10 protein-coding genes and 1 pseudogene are annotated in these 13,858 nt (G+C 44.9%); 9 read left to right on the top strand and 2 right to left on the bottom strand.

Going from position 1 to position 13,858, the window contains the following annotated elements:
• Window positions 1-351: 351 nt before the first annotated feature.
• Window positions 352-1,953, top strand: coding sequence for a xylulokinase (locus tag MCACP_RS12015; RefSeq protein ID WP_406676983.1), 1,602 nt, complete (start codon window positions 352-354; stop codon window positions 1,951-1,953).
• Window positions 1,954-2,068: 115 nt separating this feature from the next.
• On the opposite strand, the gene MCACP_RS12010 is transcribed toward MCACP_RS12015, so the two are convergent.
• Both MCACP_RS12010 and MCACP_RS14175 read right to left on the bottom strand, forming a co-directional pair.
• A complete protein-coding gene (locus MCACP_RS12010; protein WP_406676982.1) occupies window positions 2,069-2,536 on the bottom strand; it encodes a transposase in 468 nt (155 codons plus the stop codon).
• Between the two features lie 59 nt (window positions 2,537-2,595).
• Window positions 2,596-2,733 (bottom strand): annotated as a pseudogene (locus MCACP_RS14175) (IS5/IS1182 family transposase); the annotation flags it as partial.
• 177 nt (window positions 2,734-2,910) lie between these two features.
• On the opposite strand from MCACP_RS14175, the gene MCACP_RS12005 reads away from it, so the two are divergent.
• The 8 genes from MCACP_RS12005 to MCACP_RS11970 all read left to right on the top strand — a co-directional run bounded on the left by MCACP_RS12005 (window position 2,911) and on the right by MCACP_RS11970 (window position 13,854).
• Window positions 2,911-3,819, top strand: coding sequence for a glycyl-radical enzyme activating protein (locus MCACP_RS12005; RefSeq protein WP_406676981.1), 909 nt, complete (start codon window positions 2,911-2,913; stop codon window positions 3,817-3,819).
• 225 nt (window positions 3,820-4,044) lie between these two features.
• Window positions 4,045-4,782, top strand: coding sequence for an ABC transporter ATP-binding protein (locus MCACP_RS12000; protein ID WP_406676980.1), 738 nt, complete (start codon window positions 4,045-4,047; stop codon window positions 4,780-4,782).
• A gap of 1 nt (window position 4,783) precedes the next feature.
• Complete coding sequence (locus MCACP_RS11995) at window positions 4,784-5,482, top strand: ATP-binding cassette domain-containing protein (RefSeq protein ID WP_406676979.1); 699 nt, start codon at window positions 4,784-4,786, stop codon at window positions 5,480-5,482.
• Entirely contained in the window at window positions 5,482-6,348 is an 867-nt protein-coding gene (locus MCACP_RS11990; protein ID WP_406676978.1) for a branched-chain amino acid ABC transporter permease, read from the top strand. Before MCACP_RS11995 ends, MCACP_RS11990 begins: the two co-directional genes overlap by 1 nt.
• A 16-nt stretch (window positions 6,349-6,364) precedes the next feature.
• Window positions 6,365-7,339 carry a branched-chain amino acid ABC transporter permease gene (locus tag MCACP_RS11985; RefSeq protein ID WP_406676977.1) on the top strand — a complete coding sequence of 325 codons (975 nt, stop codon included), beginning with the start codon at window positions 6,365-6,367 and terminating at the stop codon, window positions 7,337-7,339.
• Between the two features lie 527 nt (window positions 7,340-7,866).
• Window positions 7,867-10,182, top strand: coding sequence for a pyruvate formate lyase family protein (locus tag MCACP_RS11980; protein WP_406676976.1), 2,316 nt, complete (start codon window positions 7,867-7,869; stop codon window positions 10,180-10,182).
• 19 nt (window positions 10,183-10,201) lie between these two features.
• A complete protein-coding gene (locus MCACP_RS11975) occupies window positions 10,202-11,167 on the top strand; it encodes a glycyl-radical enzyme activating protein (protein ID WP_406676975.1) in 966 nt (321 codons plus the stop codon).
• An 857-nt stretch (window positions 11,168-12,024) separates the two neighbouring features.
• Window positions 12,025-13,854, top strand: a complete 1,830-nt coding sequence (locus MCACP_RS11970) for an aldehyde ferredoxin oxidoreductase family protein (protein ID WP_406676974.1) — start codon at window positions 12,025-12,027, stop codon at window positions 13,852-13,854.
• The last annotated feature ends 4 nt before the right edge of the window (window positions 13,855-13,858 follow it).

Raw genomic sequence — 13,858 nt, 5'->3', positions numbered from 1 at the left:
AAGGAATGAAACAGGGCTTAAGACCCTGAGACATGATAGGGTAGCCGAGGGTAAGAAGTGGTGCGTGTACTGCCTAAGACATAAAAGATTTAAGCCAGAGATCTGTTGTTGTGGATAATACCGCTCGTGTAGATTTGGATGTAACCCCTACGGGGTTACCCGCAATCCCACGCTCGCGTAGGCCTTCGCTTCGCCTTTCCCACATTATCCACAATAACTACGACTGCTATTGATGAAGATGATGAAGAAAGCGTGGTTGGTCTCTTGGACTTCATCATCATAAAAAATGGAAATCTAAGAGAGCAGGAGATTTAACAGGCTAAAAAGCAAATTATTGAGATAGGAGAGATCATGATGTTAGTTAGGGAGCATAATGAACTTGTGCTGGCGTATGATGTGGGCAGCACAGGTTTGAAGGCGGTACTTTTTGATGCTGGTGGAAGGATTGTTGCAAGCAGATATAAACCCTATGAAACCTACTATCTCCGCCCCACCTGGATTGAACAGGAGCCGATGGATTGGTGGAATGCGGTATGCTTGGCCACAAAAGCTATCCTAGATGAAACGGGGATTTCGGCGGAAAGGATTAAGGCGATTGTTCCGGTAGGACACCAGATTATGGCTATTCCGGTAGATAAGCACGGGACCCTTTTAAGAAAACGTGTTCAATACTGTTTTGACGGCCGCAGCTCTAGGCAGGCTCAGGAATTGATAAACCGGTGTGGGGGATATTCTAAGTTTTACCAGATACATGGCCTTGCTCATCCTCCTGAGATCTTATCAATCTGCAAAGCTATGTGGTTAAAAGAAAACGAACCGGAAGTTTATAATCAAACCTACAAATTTCTGCAATCAAAAGGTTTTATTATATTGCAGTTGACAGATAGGCAGGTTTTCATCGATGACTATGGTGATGCTTCTAATACAGGTTGGCTTGATATTAAAAGCAAAAAATATTCAGAAGAAATTCTTGAAGCCGCAGGCATTAGTATAGAAAAAATGCCCGAGATAATGTATTCACATGAAATTGCAGGTTATGTTGGAGAAGAGGCAGCCCGACAAACTGGTTTAAAGAAAGGCACTCCAATTTTTACGGGGACAGGCGATGTTCCAGCGTCATGCGTAGGAGCAGGAGTTGTCGAGCGTAATATGCACTACTGTAGTATTGGGTCAGCAAACTGGAACGGGGGTTTTATTGCTGCACCGTGCCTAGAACCGGATAAAAAAATGGTTAATATCTGTCACTTATGGAAGGACTATATTTGCTTTCAATATACTGCCGCGGGAAGCATTTCCAAAGATTGGTTTGAAAATGCACTTTGTGATGTCGAGAAAGATATCATTAAGAAAATCAACACAGGCTTTTACGATATTACTGTGGGCCGTGCTCAAAGAAGTCATCCCGGTGCAAAGGGGATTTTTTACATCCCATACTTGAGAGGTGGAGGGGGGCCACATTGGAATCCGAATTCTAGAGGTGCATTTGTAGGTTTAAGTTTATCCCATGATAAGAATGATATGGCAAGGTCCGTACTGGAAGGTGTTGCATTCAATTTCAGATGGATGATGGAAGAAACGAAACGGGCAGGGGTGCCGCTTGAAGAAAGGCAAAGCATTCGGGTCATCGGGGGTGGAGCGCGAAACGATCAATGGGTGCAGGTGTATGCAGATGTGCTTGGATCAGATTTTCAAATCGTGAAAGACCCTCATGAAGCAACAGCAAGAGGCGGATTTATATCTGCAGCAGTGGGCCTGAAGTGGTACAGGGATTACTCGGAAGCAGCCAAAGAGACAGTTATCATTGAAAAGGTCATCAAGCCAAATTTAGAGTACCATGCGGTATATGATGAGGTATACCCGGTTTTCAAAAGCGTCTATCAGGCGTTGGAACTTGTATTTAATGACATTTCCAGGCTGCAGAACAAATATATAGGTACCGTAGAAGTGCTGTGAGAAACCCCTTAAATCAAAGTAACCGCAGTCGAAAACATGATAGAAAAAGGTGGTGTTGGAGCGGTGCGACCCTCTGTTGTAGCACGGCTACCGAAGTTCGGGGCATTTCCATGACCTACGCCCCCCGTTTTTTCCAACGCCAAATTAGGGTAGCTAGACGTTTTATATTCTGGGCCATCGCCGTCATCTTTACCTGGTCATCTACCGCGGCCAGTCCGTAGCTCCTGGCCCGGCCCACGCCATGACGTTCTTTTGCTTCCCCAAAAAAATGCTCGATACGGATCCGGTAACGATAGGTACGCCGGTATTCGCTGCTTTGCTTCAACGTTCGGGCCAGGTTCCTGGCCGTGGCTATCCGGATACGTTCTTTGCGTTTGCTATACGTTAAAAGGCGATAGGTCCGACGTTTCCAGGTAGGTAGCGGCTCCAGTCGGACGTCCCCCATGGGCACCAGGGGATGATAGCCAGTTTCGATCACTTCCGCCAGGAAGTCTCTCGCGGTGTAATTGCCATTAGCCAGGAAGAAGCCTTTTTCTTCTTCCTCGGACAGAGCTGGTACAAAGGGACGTGCTTTTTTCAGCATCTCCAGTGCAGCCAGCCGTTCAATGCTCCATTGGCGAGTGTTGCGATGGCGCCGAGAATAACACCGGTGCGTACATCGAGCAGGTTGTGGGTCAGATAGCTGAGTTTCGCTTCCTTACCAGGACCCTAGCGGAAGAGCCGGGCCTCCGGGTCGGTGGTGGAACGATGGGTGGCATTGCTGGACTTCTCCCCATGAAAATACGGGACACTGGATTTTCTCGCAGAAATTACTTGAGGAGGATTATGGCTTGCTAAAGCCTCCTTCTGCCCTGTTAGTTTTTGGTTCCTAAATACCTGCCAATTAGAATAGGTTTTTCACAACACTTTTAGGTACCTGAGTGGTATTGCCATGCCTTTGCTAATGGGGGGAGAGATTTGGAGAGGGAAGGCATTATTTTCAATATACAACGATTTTCTATTCATGATGGACCGGGAATCCGGACACTGGTATTCTTCAAGGGTTGCAATATGCGCTGTAAATGGTGCTGCAACCCCGAATCACAGAATTTCGGACCGGAATTGTTATTCTATCCTGAAAAATGCACAGGGTGCCTTGCGTGTATGAATGTCTGCCCGCAGGGTGCAATTAAAAGTACTGAAACTGGACAGACCGTTACATTGAGAGACTTATGCATAAACTGTGGGAACTGCACTCTGGTATGCTATACCAGAGCACGTGAAATGAAAGGGCAAAAAATGTCGGTTCAGGAAGTCGTGGATATGGTTAAAAAAGACCAGGTTTTTTACGAAAGCAGTGGGGGAGGCGTTACCTTGGGTGGGGGAGAACCCCTTCTCAGGCCTGGGTTCGCAGCGTCCGTAATTGAAGAATGCAAAAAGAGCGGCATACATTCAGCTATTGAGACGGCAGGCCATGTCAGTTGGTCAAGTTTTGAAGTGGTTCTTCCTTTTACAGATCTTTTTCTTTTCGACCTTAAGCACATGGACTCCAAAATTCATGAAGCATATACAGGTATTGGCAATGAAATCATCCTGGCCAATTTAAGAAAGCTGTCCGGGTTAACAACGAATATTATCGTCAGAGTTCCCATTATTCCAGATTTCAACGATCATGACGCTGAAATTCTTAAAATAGCACGGTTTGTGTCAGAGCTTAAAATCAGGGAACTTCACCTTCTGCCGTATCACCGGTATGGGGAGGAAAAATACCGATATCTAGGACGGGAGTATCCCTTTGCCGGGAAAAAGAACATAGAAGACAGGAAAATCGAGCGATTAAAAGAGCTGGCCTGCTCAGAAAACTTAAGCGTCAAAGTAGGAGGTTGACAGAATGGATATACTCTTTCAATGAAATAATAGAGGGTTCTTTTGGCAAGGTTCATCTCACCGAGTGTCCGAATCCAACGGCGTATTTTACAAGGTAATCAAAGTAGAAATCGTCCAGAAACCTCAAATCATTGCCTCCATTCATGTGCTTGATATACTCCAGGGGATGTATTTTCTAAGTATAGTATCAAGGGACATTAATTTTTGCCGATTGTAGGATAAATTTTGAACTTAAGGGGCGGTGTCAAGTTGATATTACGAGTTGAAAATATTTGCAAGCATTTTGGCGGGTTAAAAGTAATGGACCATATGTCACTGGAAGTAAAAAAAGGTGAAATAGTTGGAATTATGGGGCCGAATGGGGCTGGCAAAACGACATTGATCAATATAATCAGCGGTTTTGAGAAGGCAGATACCGGAGAGATATACCTGAATAATGAAAGAATTACAAATATGGAACCGCATATCATTGCCCAAAAAGGCATTAGGCGAAGTTTCCAGACTGCAAGCAACTTTCCGGAAGAAACGATTGCAGAAAATGTAAGGGCTGCTCTGATTTGCGGTAACTACATGAACAAGCAGCAGGAACAGCAAAAAGTTGAAGAAATTCTTGACGAAGTTAAAATGCTAGGTTTGGCTAAGAAAAAGGTTTGTGAAGTTCCTAGTGTATGCTCCAAGCTTATCGAGCTTTGCAGGTGTTTGATTGCAAATCCGCTTTTAGTGCTTCTGGATGAACTGTATGCGGGTCTTACATGGGAAGAAAGTAAAATGGTAACTAAACTACTGAAAGAAAAGAGAGAAAAACAAGGAATCAGTTTTATCTTAATTGAGCACAGAACAGAGATACTGTTTGATGCTGTCGACAGAATCGTTGTAATGAGCCAGGGATCAAAGTTTTTTGAAGGACTTCCGTCTGAAGTCGTAGCAAACGAAAGTGTTGCCAAATTGTATTGGGGGAGATAAGATGAATGCACTTGAATTTGAAAATGTAACTGTTTCCTTTGGAAACACACCTGTTTTAAGAAATATTAATCTCAAGATGGAAGCAGGAAGAATTTATTCCTTAATAGGACCAAATGGGGCTGGAAAAAGCACCTTGATGGAAACATGCATGGGTTTCCGTCCCTACGAAGGTGATATAAAATTGCATGGCAGTTCTATAAAAAAAATGCCTCCCCATCTAATAAACATTAGCTATGTTCCCCAAGAAGGAAATATCTATCGCAGATTAACTGTTCATGACAACATTCAACTAGCCCTCACCGTAAGAAAATCAAAAATAGATCCTGGTGGAATTTTAGATATTTTTCCCATACTTAAAGAAAGACAGAAGCAAATTGCTCATACTCTGAGCGGAGGAGAAGCCAGACAGCTGGCAATTGCACTGGCATTAATTCATTTACAAAAAGTGGTTTTGCTAGATGAACCATTAACGGGGCTATCACCGAAAATGGCCTTGCATACTTTGGGTTTTATCAAGGAATTGAAAGAAAAATTCAGTGTAACTATCCTGATTTCTGAACAGAATTTAGAAGTTACTGATATATCGGATTACATTTGTTTGCTAAGGGGAGGGGAAATCATGAACCAATTTTCATCAGCGGAATGGGCAAGGTTAACACGGGAAGAAATTACCGAAATGGTATTTGGGGGGAGAGCATAATGGGTACGATAGTGGAGTTACTAAAATCAGGCTTGATTTTGACCTCGGTTTACTTTTTAATCAGTTTTGCAATAACATTTCAGTACGGCGTTGGCGGGTTTCCAAACCTGGCATTGGGCTACGTAGGCTTGCTAGGCGTATATGTAACGACGAACCTTTGGAATAGGGTGGGGGGGCTTGTATCAATCATCGTCGGAGCTATTGTCTCTTGTGTATTTAGTCTACTGATTCAGAAATTCGTAATTAATAACCTGCAAAAAGGACGCACGGAAGATGGGGCAAGGGTCAATATCCTTTATGGTACTTTTGCACTCATGGTAGCTCTTCCGCCAATTTTTCAGAATATCTTCCAGTCGACACTGGTAAGCGTCGACCTCCCAAGTGGTTCCAGGTTGTTTAACACATTGAATGTTTTTGAATTGTCTATAATTATCTTGGCACTGGTTTTCTTTTTAGTCTTTAGGTTTTTAACAAAGAAAACTCATTTTGGCCATGTTATACAGGCGGTAACGGAGAATTCGAGATTATCCTCTGTTATGGGGATAGACGTCCAGAGAGTATATTTAATTGTTGCTGCTATCAGCGGAATATGCGCTTACACAGGGTTACTTATCTGGGGCAGGCTCTATAGTGTAAGGCTGGAAACCGGTTCTGAAATCGTTATATACGGGTTCATTATTTCTGTACTTGGTGGGCTTGGCAATGTTTCAGGGGCACTTATTGCGTCGGTCTTAGTGGGCTTTTCATATGCTTTAAGTAATTTCCTAATTGGGGGCGTATTTGTACCGATTGTTGTGTTTATCATATTTACTATTGCTATAATCGTCTTCCCGAGAGGCTTTTTAAAGAGCGAACGAACATTATAAAGGAGCGAACGAACATATGATAAGCAAGAAAAAAATAATTATATTTGTCATTATATTAGTGGGTTTACTGCTTCCTGTAATAACAAACAACTTTTTTTGGTCGGTATTTCTGGGGAGGGTCATGAGTAGCATACTACTTACGACAGCAGCCTGGGCTCTCCTTGAGGTAGCCGGACAGCCTGCATTCGGCTTATCGGCCTTGGCGGGGGTGGGAGTCTATGCATATGCTTTATCTGCTCGGACAGGAAGTGTAAATCCATGGCTTGCAATCCTTCTCGGAATATTTTTGGCTACGCTAGTCGGTATGCTTTTATCCATACCGTCCATCAAAATAGGTGGAATCATGAATCAAGGGATTCTTAATATATTTTTCGTTTTCGCGTTCCATGCATTCATAGCCGCCTTTCCAAGTTTCACAGGTGGAACAATGGGAGTAGCCCTTGAAACCTTGCCGCCGGCAGATATCTTCAAACAATTGCCTTATAAGTATCTGATCATACTGGTTTTTACATTGATAGGGGTCGGAGCGATTTACTGGATTTTAAGGACACGTCTGGGTAGGGTAATTGCCCTTGCTGCCCAAAATGAACAGCTGGCCAGCAGTTTGGGCATAAATATAACAAAATACAAAAGGTTGGCCTACTTGATTTTTGTCCCGTTTCTAGGATTAGCCGGTTTTTGCACCGGCTACAGTACGGGATTCACTTCTCCTTCTTATTGGTCGGTGGAGCTGTCGTTCATTACCATTTTATCCTTCTGGATTGGAGGGCCGAAGAGTATATGGGGTCCCATCTTCGGCGCAGCTTTGATAACATCGATTCCTACATTATTAAATGTAGCTATGGAGTGGCGTATTGTAGTTTGCGGAGTTTTAGCATTGTTAATCCGCATGTATCTGCCTGAAGGGATAGTAGGTTTCTTAAGTAGCAAGTCCAAAAATTTAAGTAAGGTTAGCCATAAAAAATTCGTTGTCGAATTGGATAACCGATAAACAGGGGCGGGGTCTACACAGTTTAAATAAAATTTGCATGAAAATCAAACATTTAACGAAGTTTCAATAAACGTTTCCCAGAGGCTCAGGCCGCCAAAACAGCATTGCAAAATATCAGAACCGTCCCAGGCTTCAAGCGATGCACAAGTCGGCCGCTGCAAACTGGGCTTACAAAATCCTTCTATTTACGGCCTGTGGATATGCAGCGGCTGTGAACTTTTGACCAATCGGAGATTCCCCGAAAAGTGGACCAGAAGCCGGAAGTGGTTGCCCACAGGGTCCATAGCCGCTGGGACAACGTAAAGGGGGTGGTAGCATGGGGGTTTTCTAAAAAGTAGGCGTAAATATAAAGGTTACCTAAAGGGTTACGCATCTTAAGCGTTGCCCCCATATCCACAGGCTCTATGATGAAGATCTTGATGATGAAGAAGAATTGGCCACCATGTTTATTTACTAATTGTTCAATTATCAAAGAGCTTGTAGTGGTTAGTGTCCAATTACTATCATAAATAGGGGGTATTAATGTTATGTCCATACTAAAACTAAAAGAAAATTTAAAGAAAAAGGAATTCGTAATATGCGACAGTAGAAAATTCAATGTTCTCGATGATACGACCAGGCACTATCCCTTAATCATTCGAAAGGCGCTGGCTGAAAAGACATTACTGGAGCAAGCTCCGGTACGTATTCTGGAAGGAGAACTTATTGTCGGCTTGCGGCCCCAGATGGCTATGCCGGAATATACCACGCAAGAAGAGAGGGACTGGGCATGGAATGTTGCCCGACTAACACCTTATATGATATATGGCCATAATTCACCCAGTTATCGCATGGTACTTGCCAAAGGCCTGAAAGGCATAATAGATGATATTAACCGTCTGCGGTGCAATGAAAAGGATGAAGAGAAGAACCAGTTTTGGCAGGCGGCAGAGATTGCGTGCAATGCAGTTATAAGATATGCAGAGAGATATGCTGAAGAAGCAGAAAGATTATGCACTCAGGAATCTGATGAGCAAAGAAGAAAAGAACTTAAAAAAATTGCAGACATTTGCAGACATGTGCCGGCTAACCCGGCGAGAACATTTCACGAAGCGCTGCAATCTGTCTGGTTCACATACAGCGCTCTTCGGATTGTTGGTCATACCTTAATCCAATTTGGAAGATTTGACCAGTATCTTTACCCGTTTTATGAACAAGGCCTCCGAAACGGAACAATGACAAAGGAAGATGTACGGAAACTGCTTCAACACTTCTGGATCAAGTGTAATATGACGGACTATGTCATAAAAAGCGACGATACCGATAATAAAGATGATACTGCTAGTAAATATATAATAAATGTGGATGGGAAAACAGTGTATATGGGTACTGGAGCAGGAGAGGAATACGGACTTCAGGAGACCGGGAACAATATAATCCTGGCAGGATTGACTCCGGATGGGGTAGATGGGACCAATGAACTGACATATCTGTGCTTGGATGTTGCTAGTGAACTAAAGCTTCGGGATCCCATCGTTTCAGTCAGGGTGCATAAAAATTCGCCAAAAGACTTGCTGACAAAAGCCTGCAAACTATTAGCAACGGGTATTGGTATGCCTGCGTTCTATAATGATGAAATAATCATCCCGGCACTTCAGAAAGTAGGGATATCTTTGCAGGATGCGCGCGATTATTGCAATGACGGCTGCATTGAGGTATACAGCCAGGGGAAATCCCAGGACAGATCTATTGCAATTTGGATTGATGCTTTAAAGGTCTTGGAACTGGCTCTAAATAATGGGAAGAGTTATAGAAACAATATCACCACCCTACACATACAGGTTTTGAGAGATTATTATGCAACCTTCCTTGATGATGGTGACATGGAGGGACCTGCAACAGGCGAAGCATCTACCATCAAGTCCTTCGAACAGCTAATGGAAAACTTCAAAAAGCATCTGGCATTTGCACTTGAAAGACACGTAAAGGTATCCAACATGGTAGACACCTATATATCAAAAATAGCCCCCTCCCCTCTGCTGTCTGTTGTAATAGAGGGATGTGTGGAAAAGGGGAAGGACCATACAGATGGCGGCCCGATATATAACAATACAGGAACTACACTGCGCGGGGTCCCCAATACTGCTGAAGCCCTAGCGGCGATTAAAAAGGTTTGCTTCGATGAAAAAAAGATTACTCTGGAAGAGCTTGTTGAAGTACTTAAGAACGATTTTGAAGGAAGAGACGACATAAGGAAGATGCTGCTGGAATGTCCCAAGTGGGGGGATAATGATGACTATGTGGATGATATTGTAAAAGATATTTGCGATTTCTGGTATCAAGAGGTAGGAAAATATACAAATCCTCGAGGAGGACGCTTCAAGGCTGGACTTTGGGCTACGGCAGCTGACCATTCCGGTCAGATATGCGGTGCATCTGCGGACGGGAGAAGGGCTGGAGAGGCAATAGCAACCAATCTATCGCCGATTAAGAGTCGAAAGGGTGTTACTTCGTTCCTTAACTCTGCAGCGAAAATTGATTATTCATCTTGCTCCAATTCATCAATAGTGGATATACATTTGATGCCTGAGACGTTGGAGGGAGAGGAAAAGATCGAAAAACTGGTAGCCCTGATTAGGACCTATTTTGGGATGGGAGGATTTGCTCTTTCCTTTAACGTTGTAAGTCCGGAGACATTGATAGATGCTCAAAAACACCCGGAACAATATAAGGATCTGTTGGTAAGGGTACACGGCTACAGTGCACATTTTATAACTCTCTCCCGTGAATACCAGAACCTGATAATCGAACGGGCCGGTGGCTTTACTAAATCTACTGCAGCTGAAAGGGACTTTAGGGAGTAGCCGGGAGTTTGATTCGAAGGTGGTGATATTTTTGAAATGGCAGAGGAACAGTGCTGGTGTAGACCCTGCAGTAACCCCTGGGATAATATTCGATATCCAAAAATATGCGATAGATGACGGGCCGGGCATCAGAACTACAGTGTTTTTGAAAGGTTGTCCCTTGAGATGTTTGTGGTGTCATAATCCTGAGGGCATGAAAATGAGTCCCGAGATAGGCTGGCACGAAAAGTACTGCACAAAATGCTTTAAATGTATGGAGGTATGTCCGAATAGTGCCATTGTACTTCGGGAAGACAGGTTGGTAACTGAAGAATCGTTGTGTGAACTATGCGGTAGATGTGTAAAGGAGTGCCCAGCCAATGCCAGGGAGATGATTGGAAAAATCGTCACAGTTGATGAAGTGTTTGCAGAAGTGAAGGAAGATAGAGCATTTTACCAAGAGTCTAACGGTGGCATCACATGCTCCGGCGGTGAGCCTTTGGTACAGGCTGAGTTTGTATCGGTACTCTTTCGGAAGTGCAAGGAGGAAGGCATCCACACAGCCCTAGACACATCCGGTTATGGTGACTGGGAAGCATTTGAAAGGATTCTACCATTTACCGACCTAGTGATTTTCGATCTGAAAAACATGGACGCTACAAAACATGTCTCTCTTACCGGTGTAGACCCATCGAGGATATGGAATAATTTTGAGAGGCTTGCCCAAACGCGGGTCCCGATTTGGGTTCGATGTCCTGTTGTGCCAGGATACGTTGATGATGAAGAAAATTTCAGAAAAATGGCTGAATATATAACAAAGTTCGATTCTGTATTAAAATTGGAACTTTTATCCTACCACCGGCTGGGTGAACCTAAATATCGCATGTTGAATCGCAAGTACCAATTGTCAGGCCTGGAGCCTCCTTCTACTGAGCTCATGGAACAATTGAAGACGGTGGTAAAATTGGTTGTGAATACTGGAACGAAGAGATTAACGATACTATAGACCTAAGGGGAATCGTTCAATCCTTCTCTTTAGTAGCCATAAGAATGTATGTGTCCTACACAGCAACAAATGATATTTGCCACTCAACCAAGCTCCCTTTACATTTAAGGAGAATAGTAATGGAGCCATTTGTGAAGGGGTTGAGAGGTCGGAAGAAACATAAAAGTATGGAGAGATTTAAGCAATGATGCAGATGAATATCAAATGAATAGAGATACAAAAGATGCTTTGCATTTTATAAAAAGTTTATAAAAACTGTAGTCCTAAACTAGATATAGAAGGGTATCATCTATAGTTGAAGCTCATTCTATTAGACAGGAAGAAATACCCGTTGTCAACTCTTGGAGAAGGAACCGTGAGGATCTTTTTCCGCTTTGAAAAGCCTTAACTTCCCAGTTGAAGCTGCCACTCAGCGCTTCACTAAGCGAAGATGTACACCTGGATGGGTGATCAAGGATATTATCTTTATGCTATCTTTATGCTTTGGAAGGGGCATGCACTGTTTTTTCCAGAGAGAGGCATTGAAACACAAAGTACCCAGGCCAAGCTTTCTTTATCCCGGGAGGCACGAGGCATGTGGTAAGCATAAGGGCGTTGACGGCGTTTTAGTAATGGTGGTAATTGCGCCCTGGCTTAATTATGCCTTGATTTATGGTCTATACAACTTGATAAGACAATACAAACTACCGACAAGTACTTGGGTGGACTTTTTGATGTTTCAAGTAGGCTAGCTATAATCAGTTTTGCGAGTTAAATAAAGTACGGTTTTTACCGACGTTTGGCGTGCAGGATTCAACGTTTAACGTGCATGTAAAGACAATATTATGTAATAGCAATTATTCCAGGAGGAAAGTTTTATGTTTAAAGGTGGGTATCTGGGTAAAGTTTTAAGAGTTAACCTGAGCACCGGTTCCTTAGCAGTTGAAACCGTCAATCCGGACGTCTACCGACGGTTTTTAGGCGGGCGCGGGGCGGCGGCCTATTACTATTACCGGGAAATCGGGCCGGACACGGCCCCCCTTTCTCCTGACAACAAGCTCATTTTCTTTACCGGTCCCCTTACCGGCCTCAATCTTCCATCAACGACCAAATTCCAGCTGGCCACCAGATCGCCCATGACGGGCCTCTACCTGTGTTCCAACTCCAGCGGCAGGGTGGGTCCCCACCTGAAGTTTGCCGGCTACGACGGTTTGATCGTTGAAGGCCGCGCCGCCAACCCTGTATTCATTTATATTAATAACGACAGCGTGGAAATCAGGGACGCCGCCTCCCTCTGGGAAGAAAACACTTCCCGGGCGGAAAAGAAGTTGAAGGCCCTCATCGGCGAGCCCCGTGCGGCAGTTATGAGTATCGGACCGGCGGCTGTTAAAGGGGCCGACCTGGCCTGCATCATGGTCGACGGCCGTAGCTTTGGCCGCGGTGGCGCGGGCCGGGTCATGGCCAGTAAAAATTTAAAAGCTGTGGTGGTTTACGGCACCGGCAAGATACCCGTTTATGACGCGGAAAGCATAACCGATTTGGGCAAGACGGCTGCGCAGAAGGCCCGGGAGGGGAAACCGGTGCATACCAGGTTCGGCACGGCCCAGTATACAGGTGTAATGAATGAGTTTGGTTGTTACCCGAGCTACAACTTCCGCACCGGCGTCTTTGACGGTATAGATACCATTACCGCTGAATATATGGAAAAACATTATAAAGTAAAGAACCTAGCCTGTTACCGCTGCCCGGTGGCCTGCGCCCAGCTTTGCGAGGTAAAAGAAGGTCCTTTTAAGGGATTTAAAAGCGATCCTGAATACGAAACCATCGGCGCCTTTGGCGGCCAGTGCGGCGTTAGCGACTTCGGCGCCATTGTTGCCGCCAACAGCCTCTGCGATGAATACGGCCTCGACACCATGTCGACAGGCACGATTATCGCTTATGCTATGGAATGCTATGAGCGGGGCCTGTTTACGGAGAAAGAGCTGGGGATGAAGCTGCCCTTCGGCGACGGCGAGGCTATGGTGGCCATGGTGAAGTATATGGGTGAAATGGAAGGGTTCGGGGCTGAACTGGCCCGGGGGTTTCGCTACCTGGCTCAGAAGTACCCGGCGACGGTACCGTATATGATGCACGCCAAGTGGATGCCCTTTGCCGCTTATGAACCGCGTGGTTTCCACGGCATTGGCCTTTCTTACGGGACTTCCAGCCGCGGCGCCTGTCATAACGTGGGCGGGTGGACCATCCGCGATGAGTTGTTGACGGGAGAATACGATCCCTTCGCTGTAAAGGGTAAAGGGAAACTGGTCAAGGCCATCCAGGATACCCGGGCCTATATTGACTCCCTGGGTATTTGTACAGTTGTAAGGTCGGCTATGGGATTTACCGACAAGCCAACGGGCAATGTCCTAGCGCTGGTTACCGGCTATGATTTTACGCCGGAATTGATGACCATCGGTGAACGTATTTACACCCTGGAGCGGCTTATTTTAGGGCGCGAGGGGGTAACAAGGGACAATGATTACCTGCCGGACCGCATTATGAAGGAAAAGCTGCCGGAAGGACCGGCCCGGGGGCGTGTCCTGAGCAAGGAGATGTATGATGTGATGCTCGATGAATATTACTGCGCCCGGGGCTGGGACGAAGAAGGCCGGCCTACACCGGCCAGGCTGCAGGAACTGGGACTGGAATTTCTCCTGCAGGAGGGTTAAGGAA

It is taken from the genome of Neomoorella carbonis, assembly GCF_045278715.1.
Taxonomy (GTDB): domain Bacteria; phylum Bacillota; class DSM-521; order Neomoorellales; family Neomoorellaceae; genus Neomoorella; species Neomoorella carbonis.
Note: the sequence above shows the minus strand (reverse complement) of the source record. Positions and strands in the feature narration are given on the sequence as shown.